The organism is Paenibacillus sp. OAE614, assembly GCF_040546645.1.
In the GTDB taxonomy this organism is placed as follows: domain Bacteria; phylum Bacillota; class Bacilli; order Paenibacillales; family Paenibacillaceae; genus Paenibacillus_AQ; species Paenibacillus_AQ favisporus.
In genome coordinates, this window is record NZ_JBEPOD010000001.1 from 5,963,067 (window position 1) to 5,977,500 (window position 14,434).

General features: G+C 54.8%; 12 protein-coding genes and 2 rRNA genes (1 of these 14 running past the window's edge). 7 read left to right on the plus strand and 7 right to left on the minus strand.

Annotation, left to right across the window (positions count from 1 at the left end):
• Positions 1 to 105 precede the first annotated feature (105 nt).
• The 3 genes from ABIE48_RS27430 to ABIE48_RS27440 form a co-directional block, all read right to left on the minus strand.
• Positions 106 to 2,244, minus strand: coding sequence for a DNA topoisomerase III (locus tag ABIE48_RS27430; RefSeq protein ID WP_192717206.1), 2,139 nt, complete (start codon positions 2,242 to 2,244; stop codon positions 106 to 108).
• Positions 2,245 to 2,413: 169 nt separating this feature from the next.
• Positions 2,414 to 2,554 (minus strand): hypothetical protein, encoded by a 141-nt coding sequence (locus ABIE48_RS27435; protein ID WP_163880674.1) that lies wholly within the window; start codon positions 2,552 to 2,554, stop codon positions 2,414 to 2,416.
• A 79-nt stretch (positions 2,555 to 2,633) separates the two neighbouring features.
• Complete coding sequence (locus tag ABIE48_RS27440; protein WP_145028296.1) at positions 2,634 to 3,377, minus strand: acyl-[acyl-carrier-protein] thioesterase; 744 nt, start codon at positions 3,375 to 3,377, stop codon at positions 2,634 to 2,636.
• Between the two features lie 274 nt (positions 3,378 to 3,651).
• Here ABIE48_RS27440 and ABIE48_RS27445 point away from each other — a divergent pair, with 274 nt between their 5' ends.
• The 7 genes from ABIE48_RS27445 to ABIE48_RS27475 all read left to right on the plus strand — a co-directional run bounded on the left by ABIE48_RS27445 (position 3,652) and on the right by ABIE48_RS27475 (position 10,713).
• Positions 3,652 to 4,359 (plus strand): response regulator transcription factor, encoded by a 708-nt coding sequence (locus ABIE48_RS27445; RefSeq protein ID WP_105442458.1) that lies wholly within the window; start codon positions 3,652 to 3,654, stop codon positions 4,357 to 4,359.
• A gap of 6 nt (positions 4,360 to 4,365) precedes the next feature.
• Positions 4,366 to 5,595, plus strand: coding sequence for a sensor histidine kinase (locus ABIE48_RS27450; RefSeq protein WP_076176822.1), 1,230 nt, complete (start codon positions 4,366 to 4,368; stop codon positions 5,593 to 5,595).
• Between the two features lie 255 nt (positions 5,596 to 5,850).
• The gene (locus tag ABIE48_RS27455) at positions 5,851 to 7,125 is read left to right on the plus strand and encodes an ArnT family glycosyltransferase (protein ID WP_192717207.1); all 1,275 of its coding nucleotides are present in this window, start codon (positions 5,851 to 5,853) and stop codon (positions 7,123 to 7,125) included.
• The gene (locus tag ABIE48_RS27460) at positions 7,100 to 7,852 is read left to right on the plus strand and encodes a glycosyltransferase family 2 protein (protein ID WP_192717208.1); all 753 of its coding nucleotides are present in this window, start codon (positions 7,100 to 7,102) and stop codon (positions 7,850 to 7,852) included. Before ABIE48_RS27455 ends, ABIE48_RS27460 begins: the two co-directional genes overlap by 26 nt.
• Positions 7,842 to 8,510: a DUF2304 family protein gene (locus ABIE48_RS27465; RefSeq protein ID WP_354520041.1), complete on the plus strand. Its 669-nt coding sequence runs from the start codon at positions 7,842 to 7,844 to the stop codon at positions 8,508 to 8,510. Before ABIE48_RS27460 ends, ABIE48_RS27465 begins: the two co-directional genes overlap by 11 nt.
• A gap of 1 nt (position 8,511) precedes the next feature.
• Positions 8,512 to 8,856, plus strand: a complete 345-nt coding sequence (locus ABIE48_RS27470; RefSeq protein ID WP_192717209.1) for an EamA family transporter — start codon at positions 8,512 to 8,514, stop codon at positions 8,854 to 8,856.
• A gap of 51 nt (positions 8,857 to 8,907) precedes the next feature.
• Positions 8,908 to 10,713 carry a copper amine oxidase N-terminal domain-containing protein gene (locus ABIE48_RS27475; protein ID WP_192717210.1) on the plus strand — a complete coding sequence of 602 codons (1,806 nt, stop codon included), beginning with the start codon at positions 8,908 to 8,910 and terminating at the stop codon, positions 10,711 to 10,713.
• A gap of 71 nt (positions 10,714 to 10,784) precedes the next feature.
• On the opposite strand, the gene ABIE48_RS27480 is transcribed toward ABIE48_RS27475, so the two are convergent.
• The 4 genes from ABIE48_RS27480 to ABIE48_RS27495 all read right to left on the minus strand — a co-directional run.
• On the minus strand, positions 10,785 to 11,981 hold the full coding sequence (locus ABIE48_RS27480) for an MFS transporter (protein WP_260845802.1): 1,197 nt from the start codon (positions 11,979 to 11,981) through the stop codon (positions 10,785 to 10,787).
• Positions 11,982 to 12,290: 309 nt separating this feature from the next.
• Entirely contained in the window at positions 12,291 to 13,388 is a 1,098-nt protein-coding gene (locus tag ABIE48_RS27485) for a DUF3626 domain-containing protein (protein WP_145028284.1), read from the minus strand.
• A 361-nt stretch (positions 13,389 to 13,749) separates the two neighbouring features.
• A 5S ribosomal RNA gene (rrf, locus tag ABIE48_RS27490) occupies positions 13,750 to 13,866 on the minus strand.
• Positions 13,867 to 13,924: 58 nt separating this feature from the next.
• Positions 13,925 to 14,434, minus strand: a 23S ribosomal RNA gene (locus ABIE48_RS27495); it runs 2,419 nt beyond the window's last position.

The following is a 14,434-nucleotide window of genomic DNA, read 5'->3' on the forward strand; positions in this document are numbered from 1 at the left end:
GTCTGCTAGCTAGATTCTAGCTGTGCCGGCGATAGGCCAGATAGGTTTAATGCATGCATACTTAGGCCGATCAGCCAGAGCATGCAGCCCGGGTCTTTCAGGCTATTAACCGTTCTTTTTCTCCATCGCCGCTTTCAGCAGCTCGCCGAGGTTCGAGCCGATCGGCTCCAGCTTCTTGGCATACTGCTGCACCAGCTTGCGCTCCTCGCGCTTGTTGACGTGCTTGCTGTCCTTGTTGACTGTCTCCGTGATGCCGCAGGATAGGCACTGCACATACAGGCCGGCTTTGCCTTCCTTCATCTCCATCTTCTTGTGGCACTGCGGGCAGCGGCGGTTGGACAGGCGCTTCTCGTCCGAACGGCGGTAGCCGCAGTCCTCGCTCGGGCAGACGAGCATCTTGCCACGCTTGCCCTTCTTCTCCAGCAGCCGGGTACCGCAGTCCGGACAGTGGCTGTTCGAGACGTTGTGCGGCTTGTAGTCCGCCTTGCTGTTCTTTACGCCTGCCACCAGATCCTTGGACATGCCGCGGATTCCCTTCAGGAACGGCTCCGGCTGCCCCTGGCCGCGGGCGATCTTCTCCAGCTCGGCTTCCCACTTGGCCGTCAGCTGCGGCGTCCGCAGCTCCGGCGCAACGAGTCCGATCAGCTGTTTGCCTTTGCCCGTCGGATGCAGCGCGTTCCCCTGACGCTCGATCGTATCGGAGTTCACCAGCTTCTCGATAATGTCCGCGCGCGTCGCCGGGGTGCCGAGGCCGTGCTTCTCCATCTGTGACAGAAGCGTAGCCTCGGTATACCGCTTCGGCGGCAAAGTCCGGCCGCCTTGCATGATGACCCGCTGCACCTTGACGGCTTCGCCCTCGTTCAGCACTGGAAGCTGGGCTCCGCTCTCTTCGCCATCGGTATCAGCCGACGAATCTTCATCCGATTCGTCGGAGACATCTCCGCCGTATACCTCGCGCCAGCCGCTCTCCTTGATCGTCGTCCCTTTCACATGAAGGGACTCGCCTTCCACGTCGATCGTTACCGCGACCGCGTCGTACCGTGCCGGCGGGTAGAACAGGCTGATGAAGCGCCGGACGATCAGGTCGTACAGCTTGCGTTCTTCAGTGTTCAGCTGATTCAAAAGCACCGTCTCTTCCGTCGGGATGATCGCGTGGTGATCGCTGACTTTCGAATCGTCCACGACGCGTTTGGTGATATTCAAATTTTTCCGCAGCAGCGGACGCGCGAGGGAAGCATATGGTCCAATGGCCACGCTCTCCAGGCGTTCCTTCAGCGTGCCGGTCATATCCGACGTCAGATAGCGGCTGTCGGTCCGGGGATAGGTGACGAGCTTGTGCTGCTCATACAAGCGCTGAAGCACGCCCGACGTCTGCTTCGCGGAGAAGCCGAACCGGCGGTTCGCATCCCGCTGCAGCTCGGTCAGGTCGTAAGCGAGCGGATGAGGCTCGACCTTCTCCGTCTTCTTCACCTTGACGATCCGGCCGGACGATCCGGCCAGCTTGCGATTCAAGGCTTCGGCCGCACTCTTGTCGAAGATGCGGGCGTCACCATTGTTCCCCCGCCACACCGCGGCAAATCCGCCGAAGTCGGCCTTGATCGTGTCGTACTCCTCCGACCGGAAATTTACGATTTCATTTTCCCGGTCCATGATCATGCCCAGCGTCGGGGTCTGCACCCGTCCCGCGGAGAGCTGCGCACCGAATTTGACCGTGAGCGCCCGCGTCACGTTCAGGCCGATCATCCAGTCGGCTTCAGCCCGGCAGCGCGCAGATTCGTACAGCCGGTCGAACTGGTTCCCCGGCTTCAGCGAAGCAAAACCTTCCTTGATCGCCTTGTCTGTCTGTGAAGATATCCAGAGCCGCTTGAACGGCTTGTTCCATTTTCCCATCTTCATGATCCACCGGGCGAGGAGCTCCCCCTCCCGCGCGGCGTCCGTCGCCACGATCAACTCGCCGACGTCCTGGCGGCGGAGCTGCTGCTGCACAACCTTGAACTGCTGGGCGGATTCACGCAGCACCTTCAGCTTCATCGATTCCGGCAGAATCGGCAGATCCTCCAGGTTCCAGGTTGCGTATTTATTGTCGTAATCCTCGGGCTCCGCGAGTCCGACCAAATGGCCCAGCGCCCAGGTGACGATATATTTCGGACCTTCGATATATCCTTTATGCTTGTCGTGGCTTCCCATAACGCGCGCAATTTCGCGGGCCACGGAAGGCTTTTCGGCTAATACCAATGATTTCATGACGTACCACCCTTTCTTTCCGTCCTATTATAACATTGAATCCGGCAGCGGATGCAAAAGGAAGGTAACCCTGTTTTATCTTATCGCCTGTGCAAAATAAAATCCTCCAGCGGAACTTCGGCAGGTGCCGAGGATGCCACTGAAGGACCTGGGGTGGTGCGGTGAATGCCTAATCCTGTTCCTGCTTCGGAATTTGGTTCAGGCTCGGCGGAAATTTAGCAGCTTTATCCGGATGCAGTGTAGTGTATTCCTGTTTCCGGCTCGCTCTGTTTGGCAGGTTACTGTCTTTAACCGGTTTACGATGCGGCATGCTTATCCCCCCTTATCCTTTAACAATCCCCCGATCGGGACGGAATTATCCATGATGCCCTTGGGATGCCTTCGTTCGTTCAGTTCGTTTCTTTCAATAGAAGATACGCATCAAAATAATGCGACCCGTCCTCGGCTTGTCCGCTCACGTACACCCGGCCGCCGGACAGCTCTGACCGTTTCACCACCATGTCATCCCCCAATCGGGCCTCGTGATGGTAGGTGATCCGAAAACCCGCACAAGAATAACCCGTAAGCTCCTCCTTGGTCAGCGTATCCATGCACAAATCGGCATAACGGGAATTGTTCAGATGCAGATTGGCGTCGATCCCGCTGTAGCGTACCACGGAGCGGTACGATTCATGCAGCGGCATATCCTCAGGTATAGTTACTTTATCCGGTGCTTCACCGGCCGAGTCCTCTTCATTAATGTAGACGTCAAAAGGGAACTTGGATGGCCGCAGCATTCTGCGTTTCTGGATATCCACGAGCGCCCAAATGCTGCACGCTTCCCCGAGAATCTCCCCGCCGCTGCCATAAATCACAAAGTCCCGCTGCCACAGGGCCCCTCTCGGGCCTTTGTTCCAGGTCTCGACGTTGATTTGCTCCAGCGCCTTCGGCATCCGGCTGATGCGCAGATCCATTGTAATCAGCATCCAGCCCATGCCCGCTTCGATCATCTGGTCCCTCGTCGCCCCAAGCTGCTCCAGATCGGCGTCGGCCGTTCTCTGCGCCAAAGACAGCAGTACCGACAGCCGTGCTTCGGATTTAAAATCGATATCGTTGGAATGAATTAAGTAGGTTTCAGTCCACTTGTTGCCCATGCTATGCGCTCTCTCCTCTTTTTACGTTAAAATTATACTCGTACGTTGTTAGCCAGCCTCTCCATTTGGTGAAAAAGCTCTATCTTTCACGGCTGCGCCCTTTCCCTGTATGTATAAGAAGCAGCGGAACGTTCATCCTAAGGCCACAACATCGGCGGAATTTAAGTGAATGTTAAGAAATTCGTGACCATAATGTTAAGGGTTTCGGTTTATAATGCTATACATCAAGCATACTCCTAGTTTCCACAATATTCAAAGAGGTGTGAATGCCGTAATGTCCAGAGAAGCAATCCTGCTCGTCGATGACGAGAAAGAAATTATCGAACTGATTGAAATTTATTTAAAAAATGAAGGATACACCTTATATAAAGCATCCAATGGACTGGAGGCACTCGAAGCGCTGCAGAGCCATCCGATCGACCTCATCATCCTTGATGTGATGATGCCCCAAATGGACGGGATTCAAGCCTGCATGAAAATCCGGGAAAAGAACAACACCCCCATCATCATGCTGTCCGCGAAAAGCCAGGATATCGATAAAATTTCCGGCCTGAGCATCGGTGCAGACGATTACGTCACCAAGCCGTTCAATCCGCTGGAGCTGGTCGCCCGCGTCAAATCGCAGCTGCGCCGGTACAAGCTGTTAAATTACCGCGATACCACAGCCGAGGACGAAATCGTAATCGACGATTTGGTCATCAATACCGCCACCCATACGGTGACCGTCGGGGAGCAGGAAGTGAAGCTGACGCCCCGCGAGTTCGACATTTTGAAGCTGCTGGCCGTCAATCAGGGCATCGTGCTCAGCATGGACAAAATTTACGAAGAGGTCTGGAACGAACCGTTCATGGAATCCAAAAACACGGTGATGGTCCATATCCGCAAGCTCCGCGAAAAAATCGAAAAGGATACTCAGCATCCGGCCTACATCAAGACCGTCTGGGGCATCGGCTACAAAATGAAATCGGCGAAGGAGGTGTAGAGCACCATGACCACCAAGGTATACATCGGCATCCGCTGGAAGTTCCTTGCCGTGTTTCTCGGCTGCACCGGGCTGACGCTGCTGTTCGTGCTGCTCGGCCGTCTGCTCGCCTCTTATATCATTGTGCGCCCGCCTTATAATGTGCCCCTGATTTGGGTGATCAACCATATCGGCTCAAGGCCGACAATCGGGGTGTTCGGTGTCGTCTTTTTCCTGTCCCTCTACGTGGCTTCCACCCGGCCCCTCGTTCGTTATGCCAAAGAGCTGGCCGGAGTCCTGGAGGACATGGCCGGCGGGCGGCTCCAAGCTTCCGTCAGTGTGAAAGCTGCCGATGAGCTCGGAACGATCGCAGAAAACATGAACAGCCTGTCCGGGCAAATTCATACGTACCTGGAGGAAATCAGTTACGGGCTGGCGGAGATCGCCAAGGGACATTTCGATTATGAAATTCCGGTTCGGGAAAACCATGAGCTCGGCCGGATTGCCGACAGCATCAACCAGATGAGCGCCCAGCTGAACCGCTCCATTCAGGAGGAGCGTAACGCCGAGAAGACGAAAAACGACCTGATCACCGGCGTATCTCACGACCTGCGGACCCCGCTGACCTCCATCCTCGGATTTTTGGAAATCATCGATAAGGACCGTTATGCCGACGAGGTGGAGCTCCGCTATTATATGAATATCGCTTACGAAAAATCGCTCAGCCTCAAGAAGCTGATCGACGACCTGTTTGAGTATACGCGCATCAACAACGGCATGCCGCTGCACCTGCGCAAGCTGGATGTAACCGGATTGATCCGGCAGCTGGCCGAGGAGTTTGTGCCGAGCCTGGAGCAGGCGAACATGATTCTGCAGATTCACGCGCCGGAGCAGCCCGTCATCATTCAAGCCGACGGCGACCACCTCGTCCGGGCTTACGAAAATCTCATTTCCAATGCCATTAAATATGGAAGCAGCGGCAAATACATCGACGTTTATATCGAAAAGGAAGAAGCCTTTGTCCGCATACGCGTCTGCAATTACGGGGAGCCCATCCCCAAGCGGGATCTACCGTATATCTTCGAACGGTTCTACCGCGTAGAGCAATCGCGTTCCAAAGCGACCGGCGGTACCGGGCTTGGGCTGGCCATCACCAAGAGCATCATTGACGTGCACGGCGGCGACATCTCCGTGGAGAGCTCGACGAACCAGACCGTTTTTGAGACCCGGCTCCCCGATCCGGCTGTGCCGGCATAACCACTTTCCTTTCACCATACAAAAAGCAGATAACCTCATCCCATTTGGGGAGTGCGGCTATCTGCTTTTTTGGTGCTATTCTGCTCCCCACAGCATTTTTTAACAGAAAAACTTAAGCGTTTGTTAAGCATTTGGGTAGGCTCCCGTTAAGAACTCTCCTGTAATCTTAGATTCAAGTTAAGAGGACAGCAGGCATCGTCCGTGAGGAGAGCTGTTTGTCTCCCATGTCTGTCAAGGAAGGAGCACGAAATCCGTATGTATACCATCACTTCAAAATTGTTTGCCCATAAAAAAACGCTGCTCATCACGATTTTCGTGCTGATCTTCGCGCTGGCTGCCTATGTGCGGCTGGACTTTCTGCTTTCGGTCAACCATAAGGTTTCGCATGACACGCTGAACTACGACATCATGGTCCGGCAGCTGCTCGAAAAAGGTATCTACGCTTACAAGGATACCCAGCCGAACGCCCAGGTCACGCCGGGGTATCCGCTGTTTATGGCGGCCATCTACAAGCTGGTCGATTACCAGCATCATGATCCGTTCCCCTACATCCGTTACATTCAGGTCGTGATCAGCCTCGTCACCCTGTGGCTCATTTACTCGGTCGCCCGAAAGCTCTCGGGCCGGACCGTTTCGATGATCGTGCTGCTCATCAGCAGCGTGTATCCGCCTTTTATTTGGAGCAACGGTGCGGTTCTGACCGAGACGCTGGCCTGCTTTTTCCTGATGCTGTATATCCGTCTGCAGCTTGAAGCCGTCGAGCGCAGAACACGAACCCTCGCTCTCCTGAGCGGGGCGGCGATGGGCCTGCTGGTGCTGACGCGTCCGGAGTTTTTAATTCTGATCGCGCCGGTGTACGGGTTGTATTGGCTCTGGAAAAAGGAATTCCGCCTCACGCTCAAGCTGCTGCTGTTCACCTGCATCGGGACAGGGATCGTCCTCGCTCCTTGGGTGGTCCGCAACATGGTGACCCTGCACGAGGTCGTGATCGCCTCTACCCAGGTCAATCCGTTTGCCGCCGGCACCTATCCGGACAAAAATTACAACGACGGCCTGGTCGACCGGCATGGCAAAACCCAGATGGAAGTCGCCAAAGAGCGGCTGAAGATCGGTTTTACGCAGCACACATGGCAGTTCGTCAAATGGTACACCGTCGGCAAGCTCAAGTACATTTATTCGAATATGTATTTTGGCAGCGGCCACAGCCCGTTATACCGCGTGCTTCCGAGCCCGCTGGGCAGCCTGCTGCATGTGGCGCTCGTGTGGTTCTGTCCCGTGGCCCTGGCCGCTCCCCTTCGGAAATGGAAGCAGCCATTAACGCTGATGACGCTGATTATAGCGGTCATGACGGTTACCCGCCTGGCCTTCGTCCCTGAGTTCCGCTATAACTACACCGCCATGCCGCTGATCATCATGCTGGATGCGGCCGCGGGGATCGCCATCCTCCGCTGGGCGTGGCAGAAATGGACCCGCTCTTCAAATTCACGGAAAGGAGCCGTTACTTATGCTGAATCGACCGGAAAGTCATAACAAGCCGCACAGAGTGCTCGTGATCGTGCCCGCCTATAACGAGGCGGAAGGGATCGGGCAGGTCATCCGCCGGCTCCGCGAAGACGCGCCTTACGCAGACGTGCTCGTCATCAACGACGGGTCGAGCGACGCCACCAGCCGGATCGCCCGGGACGCCGGGGCCAATGTCATCGACCTGACCTGCAACTTAGGCATCGGTGGTGCGGTACAAACCGGCTACCGCTACGCGTCGGAGCATCATTACGACTACGCCGTACAGATCGACGGCGACGGTCAGCACAATCCGTGCGATCTGCGACGCCTCCTGTCCGCCCAGTTCGATACCGGCGCCGATATGGTGATTGGCTCCCGCTTTATTACCAAAGAGGGCTTCCAATCGACATTCGCCCGCAAAATGGGCATCGGCCTGCTGTCCGCCCTCGTGACCCGGCTCACCGGGCAGAACGTGACCGATCCGACCTCCGGCTACCGCCTGTGCGGACGTCGGGCTATCTCCCTGTTCGCACGCGAGTACCCGACCGACTATCCCGAGGTAGAGGCGCTGATGCTGCTCTACAACCGGGAGCTGTCCTTTACGGAAATTCCCGTCGTGATGAATGAGCGTCAGGGAGGCGTCTCCAGCATCTCGGCCATGAAATCCGTGTATTACATGTCCAAGGTCATCCTGTCGGTTCTGCTCATGAAAACCAAGAAAAAGAGAGCGTGGGAAAACCGCTATGAATCTTAATATTTATATCATCAGCTTTTGCATCAGCCTTGCTTTTGCCGGCACGATTTTATACTTGATCCGCAAGCGCAGGCTGCGCGAGCAGTACGCCCTGCTCTGGCTTTTGATGAGCGTGATCATGATGGCGCTGTCCCTGTTTCCGTCCCTTTTGGATGAGGTGGCGCAGCGGATCCACATTTATTACGCCCCGTCGCTGCTCTACCTGCTGAGTGTAGTCGCGGTGCTGTTCATCCTGCTGCATTTGACGATGGCAGTCTCCATGCTCACGCACCGGGTCATCTTGCTTACCCAAACGCTGGGCTTGCAGGAACAACGCATTCAAAAGCTTGAAGCCCAGGCGGAGGGAGGCTCTGAGGGCTCCATAGGGCTTGCCTCCGGTCCTGCCTTTGGATCGCGCCCGGGACAGACATCCGACCCGCAGTGGGGACAGTCATCCGCACCTCATTCTGAGCAGACATCTCGACCGCATCCTGAGCAGTCATCTAGACCGCATTCTCAACAGCCCCCAGAAGCGCGTATCATGCAGCAATCCGGGATGCCGTCTGGGGAATTCTCCGGACTGCATTCCGTGGAACCCTGTCAGCGAATTTCTGCGGCGGCTTCTTCCGAAGAGCAAATTATTGTGCCGTCTTCTTCGAGCACGGAGGTGAACCGCTAGTATGGCTTACTTGATGCTGTTTCTCAATATGGTGCTCCTGGTCGCCGGTCAAATCTCCTGGAAAATCGGCCTGCAGCAGCAAGGTGGCATCCACCTTGGCAACCTATTGCAGGTATTATTTTCGCCGCTGATTCTGCTTGGTATCGTTCTTTATGCAGTGGCCACGGGATTGTGGTTCGTCGTGCTGTCCCGGCTGCCGCTCAGCCTTGCCTACCCGCTGCAAAGCCTGGCTTACGCCGCCGGCATTTTCGCCGCGTGGTATTTCTTCGGGGAAAGCGTTCCGCTGAACCGCTGGATCGGGGCCGCGGTCATCGTACTGGGAGCGGTCATGATTGCCGCCAAATAAAGGCCCCTGTTTTATTTTAAAATTTCAGAAAAGGAGTTCCATATCATTCCCATGAAAATACAAAAAACCGCCCTTCTGACTTCCGTTCTGCTTGCCGCCTACGGTGTGGTTCCGGCATCTGCTTCATCCGATCTGGAGCAAGAGCCTATGCCCCTGCAGAAAGTGACTACGGCTCAAGCACCCGCAGCTCCTTCCGGAGCGACGGTCATCTATTTAAACAGCAGCCGAATCCTAAATAGCGGCACCGAGTCCGCATTAAACCGTTCCACTGTCGTCAAAAAAGGAGTCACCTTTGTCAGCCTCCGCTCGCTTGCCGTCTCTTTGGGCTGTAAAGTGACTTACCAAGCCTCTACGAAAGAGACCACCGTATCCCGAGAAGGTACCGAAGCCCGGTACCGCGTACATACCAAGGCATATCAAGTCAACGGTGAGACGAAAACGATGAAAGGCGAAGCGTACGAGGACCGCGGCGTGTTGATGGTTCCCCTTACTTCGCTGACGGCTGCTTTTCATCTCCCTTATGTGCTCCAGGGAAACCAAATTACGCTACACCCTGGCGGTTCCGGATCTTCGGGGACGGACAAGCCAGAAAGTCCGCAAACGAACGAACCGCCGCTGGCCTATTTCACGACGGACAAAGATCAATACCGGATCGGCGAGCCGGTGACCCTGAGCGATCAAAGCACCGACGACGAAGACGCGATCACGAATCGCGAATGGACAAACAACGAACCGGCCTTTTTCGAGCCGGGTACGGTGGAAATCAAGCTTAAAGTCACCGACAAGCACGGCCTGACATCCGAATATAGCAAAAAAATCGAAATCACCTCCGAGGTGTTGTACAGCCAAGAAGAATATGCCAAGCGCTTCACTCCGGCAGGCGGCACATTCCAGGTCAGCGGCAAATCGATTCTGTCCTACAAAGCGCTGCCCTACACCTACACGACCGAGCCGTATTTGCTGTTCCGGGCCAGCGGTCCGGAGACGGTCAACTCGGAAGGGATCCTGTACCAGGACATCCTGTCGGGACCGGCCCGGTTTCTGGTCCATCACAAAAACAACCTGGCCACAAAGGCACGCTTCTACCTGGTCGCCACCAATCCGAACGATACCGCGGCATCGATCCAGATCGAGAACGCGGGCGTGGCGGGGCCCACTCCGTATCCTGAGCTATCCGGCAGACTGGCTGGCGTCCGGTATTTGGAGTCCACCTTGACCGGCAGTGAGCAGCGAAGCGTGCAGATCGGCCCCGGCGAGAGCGTGGCCCTCTTTCCCAAGCTGAATGCTACCGCGGCTGCTACCGGCGATGTCATCACGATGAATGCCGATGTCACCAGCGATGCACCCGTCGAATATACCATGCTGATGGTCCAGGCCGATCATGACCCGATTGCTGTCATGCCGTCTCTGCCTGATTTAAATCCGATCGAGTCCATCGTCCGCGGCACCTTTGCCGATTCGACGCGCGTGTTCAAATACGACGGCACGGTCGGAACGGAAGCGGAGCGCCTGCCGCTCACCGACAACACCACCGATCCTTTTCAGCGGGGGATGGACGGGATGCAGGACAGCGTTGCCATCAATTCCGGCAATTACGGTGTCCTGTATAAAATCATTCTGAACCATGTTGCGCCGGACACGCTCATCGCCTTCAACCCGCGTGGCGGTAGGTACTTTGGCTCGGCGAGGGTGAACGACCGGGTTGTCGAGATCAAGCACGGCGACGGCTCCCAGGACAGCGCCACCGTGCTGTACCGGACGCAGGACCGGGAGGAGAAGGTGGAACTCTGGTTATCCCCGGCTGCCGGCAGCAACCTGCCGTTTTCCCTGCTGTTTCTCCCGATATCGAAAAAATAAAGAAGACCCGCAAAGCGTTTGAGCGCTTTGCGGGTCTTTTTGGCGGATCAAACCGCAGCTCTAGCCGCACATTACACATTTTTCTGGACACTTCCCGTATTCGGCGGTCCGCCTGAAGCTGCGCTCACCCCAGCTTTTGTATCCGTCCGAATCCACCAAAAAGCGAGCACTCCCGCAGCTAACGCTGCATATGCCGCCAAGCGGAACCCGCCTGCGAGGCCCCATGCCGAACTGATCCAGCCTGCGATAAACGGGCCCATGAACATGCCGATCGCATAGACTGCCTGATAAAAACCCATTGCCGTTGCCCTTTTGGATGGCTCGATGTGGGCCACCGATTTGCCCAAAAGAAGCGGAAAGACCAGTCCTTGTGCCAGTCCATTAAATATTTGCGTTACGCACAGCCAGCCAAAACTCGATGCCGCCGGGATACAAAACGTAAAAACGGCCGTTCCCACATACCCCACGGTTAGCACGGCCCTTGCCCCGAAACGGTTAACGAGGGTCCGTCCGGCAAACAGCGTAGCCGCTGCATGCGGCAGCATGAAAGACAGCGTCAGCCAGGCAAGGTCATTTTTGCTTGCACCCAGGTCCAGCGCCTGATTCGGCGTATACCCAAACATCGTGATGAACAGAACACAGTGCGCCAGGATCGACAGAAAAGAAACCCGAAACAGCGTCCGATCACGCATAACGGGTGCCAAATCCTGAAGCGACATGGGGGTACGCCCGGGATCCGGCTCTTTTTCCCGCAAAAATAAAGCAAGTACAAGGGCTATCACCGCGACGATGCCTCCAAGCCAAAACGGCAGCTGCCAGCTCCAACGCTCCACCAAATACCCGCTGACGAGCATGCTTGTCAATTGGGCGGCCACGGTGGTGAACTGCATCATGCTCATTGCCCGGGTTACTTCATGTTTCGGGAAAAAGCCTGAGAACGCGACGGTGAACACAACCCAGGTCGACGCGGCGATCCCTGCCATGGCTCTTGCAGCCAGCGCCCAACCCAACTGTCCGAACGCAGCAAACATCAGCCCACTTACCGCACTGGCGGCCAGCCCCAGCCAAATAAATGGACGGCGCTTTTCCATAAAGTCCGATAAAATACCGAGCGGCAGCCTGAACAAAATTTGCATCAAACCGTAGGAACCGAGAACGATACCCAGATAGGTATAGGATGCCCCCAAATGCTCGATATAAGGCGACAAAATCGGAACATAAATATAAGACGAGAACCAGTACAGGAAAACAACAGAGATAAACAGCACGACCTGTCTCCTGGAGAAGGAGTCGTCCTTTATTTGAGGTCGCTGTATCTCATTCAAAGCTTCTGATTCACCACGGGCAACGGTTTTATAAGAATCCAGAGGTTCGGTTGAACCCATTTTTTTATGTCGCTTGGATTCCTGCTTTTGAATGCTCAACCCGTCACCGTCCTTTCGTTCTTAGGAGTTTTTCCAAGCCTGGGAGTTTTTTCGAGTATTAAAAGTCTGGAAGACAAAGAAAGTCATCAATTATATAAAAAGCAATATAAGTCTGATCCTTTTATATGTTCACCCATTCGGTACTTCGTAACATTACGTAACACAATGAAGAGGAGAACCAAATCGGACAAGGACATGCCATAATTGCTTAATGTGCTGTAACGTTTCATCGTATGATCCCCAGTCCTGCCACTCTTCGGGGTGATTGTGCAGCGATGCCGCTGCCAAGCCTAATACTGCCGCGTCAATCCGCCCCATTTCGTTCCCGAACCTTTGATCGATCCTGATTGCAAGCGGCTGCATCGCAGGCCCCCGAAAGTCACTTGGTACCGATCCAACCTCTAACTGAAAACCTGCATGCCAGCCAAGCCGCAAATCATATTTATAGCAGGTCTCTTCCAATAGGTTCCCCGTTGGAGTGCCTTTGAACGAGGGATCAGCAATCAGGGCCTCCGCGTCATCCGCCAAATCCACCACAGCATGAACCTGGGCTTCAATGTAGTCATCGAGTGACCTTCCTAAGGCTTCGGGTATAAACTCGCTGGATCTGGAGTTTAGCGATTGAAGCAGCTCCACCAACAGCCGTACGTTGATGTGATCCGAACCGAGCACCTCCTGTGTGCTGACAGCCGCCTCAAACAAGGGGGCTAACAGCGGAGAAAAAACGTCGATCGTTCCTTTTCGCTCCGGACCCGTAAAGCTATCCCCAAACGTAAAGGTGCAGCGCTCTGAAACATGCGGGCGAAGGACCAGGTGGCACGAGCCAAACCGCGGTGACGCACCGTCCGCATAATTCATCAGGTTAAGCCCACCATACTTCGGCCGTTCTTCGTTGGTTACTTCGGGCGCCTGGTATGCTTTCCCAAATAAATGCTCTTCCCAGCGGTCACGATCACCACCGGCAAATGCCGTTCGGCTCCCGTTGGAGATCGAGGTCTCAAACTGTCCCCGGTACACCCCATCCTGAAGCAGTCCCTCAACCACCGAACGGCCGGTAGCGAGCAGACGATCGGGATGAAAATTGAGCGTAACCCGAGCAAAACGGCGGATATGATCAATAAGCAAGTCAACATCAATCGCGCTAAGTCCTTCTGCAGCCAAAATCCGGTCAATTACGCTGCGGGAAAGGCACTGCACATCCAAAGCATCCGTACGTACATACTGTACAGCTCGAGCTTGTGCTTCGGTCAAACTTACTCCTCCTTTATCGATCCCGGGGCAATCATACGAAGAGCCCTTGGCATGAACTTACAAACTTATGTACATGTGAATAACATTTAGACAAAAGTCAACTTAACATCACCACATGAATCATTTATGCCATAAAGCACACTTCAATTGTGAGTACTGGGGATGAAACTGTGAATTATGGGAATATAATTTATGATTATAATCCAAATTGGGCGGGGATGGTTCTCTTTTTTGTGCATAACCTTTGGAAAATCGACCAGGGAATATGTATTTGTGGATGAACGGACAAAACGGATGTGTTGTCCACATTGGGGATAAGAAATAAAAAACCACCGTTGATATTCATCAACAGTGGTCCTTCGCTTGGCAACGTCCTACTCTCCCAGGACCCTTCGGTCCAAGTACCATCGGCGCTGGAGGGCTTAACGGTCGTGTTCGGGATGGGTACGCGTGGAACCCCTCCGCTATCGCCACCAAACGTTCAAGTGTTTGATCACTTGAAAACTAGATACGAAACGAATCTGCGAATTATTTTATTGGATAAGCCCTCGACCGATTAGTATTGGTCAGCTCCATGCATTGCTGCACTTCCACCTCCAACCTATCTACCTCGTCGTCTACAAGGGGTCTTACGAATTGGGAAATCTCATCTTGAGGGGGGCTTCACGCTTAGATGCTTTCAGCGCTTATCCCGTCCGTACGTAGCTACCCAGCCATGCTCCTGGCGGAACAACTGGTGCACCAGCGGTACGTCCATCCCGGTCCTCTCGTACTAAGGACAGCTCCTCTCAAATTTCCTACGCCCACGACAGATAGGGACCGAACTGTCTCACGACGTTCTGAACCCAGCTCGCGTACCGCTTTAATGGGCGAACAGCCCAACCCTTGGGACCTACTTCAGCCCCAGGATGCGATGAGCCGACATCGAGGTGCCAAACCTCCCCGTCGATGTGGACTCTTGGGGGAGATAAGCCTGTTATCCCCAGGGTAGCTTTTATCCGTTGAGCGATGGCCCTTCCATGCGGTACCACCGGATCACTAAGCCC

Coding starts and splice junctions, on each gene's coding strand:
- ABIE48_RS27430 (WP_192717206.1), bottom strand. CDS start 2,244: ATGAAATCATTGGTATTAGCCGAAAAGCCTTCCGTGGCCCGCGAAATT.
- ABIE48_RS27435 (WP_163880674.1), bottom strand. CDS start 2,554: ATGCCGCATCGTAAACCGGTTAAAGACAGTAACCTGCCAAACAGAGCG.
- ABIE48_RS27440 (WP_145028296.1), bottom strand. CDS start 3,377: ATGGGCAACAAGTGGACTGAAACCTACTTAATTCATTCCAACGATATC.
- ABIE48_RS27445 (WP_105442458.1), top strand. CDS start 3,652: ATGTCCAGAGAAGCAATCCTGCTCGTCGATGACGAGAAAGAAATTATC.
- ABIE48_RS27450 (WP_076176822.1), top strand. CDS start 4,366: ATGACCACCAAGGTATACATCGGCATCCGCTGGAAGTTCCTTGCCGTG.
- ABIE48_RS27455 (WP_192717207.1), top strand. CDS start 5,851: ATGTATACCATCACTTCAAAATTGTTTGCCCATAAAAAAACGCTGCTC.
- ABIE48_RS27460 (WP_192717208.1), top strand. CDS start 7,100: ATGCTGAATCGACCGGAAAGTCATAACAAGCCGCACAGAGTGCTCGTG.
- ABIE48_RS27465 (WP_354520041.1), top strand. CDS start 7,842: ATGAATCTTAATATTTATATCATCAGCTTTTGCATCAGCCTTGCTTTT.
- ABIE48_RS27470 (WP_192717209.1), top strand. CDS start 8,512: ATGGCTTACTTGATGCTGTTTCTCAATATGGTGCTCCTGGTCGCCGGT.
- ABIE48_RS27475 (WP_192717210.1), top strand. CDS start 8,908: ATGAAAATACAAAAAACCGCCCTTCTGACTTCCGTTCTGCTTGCCGCC.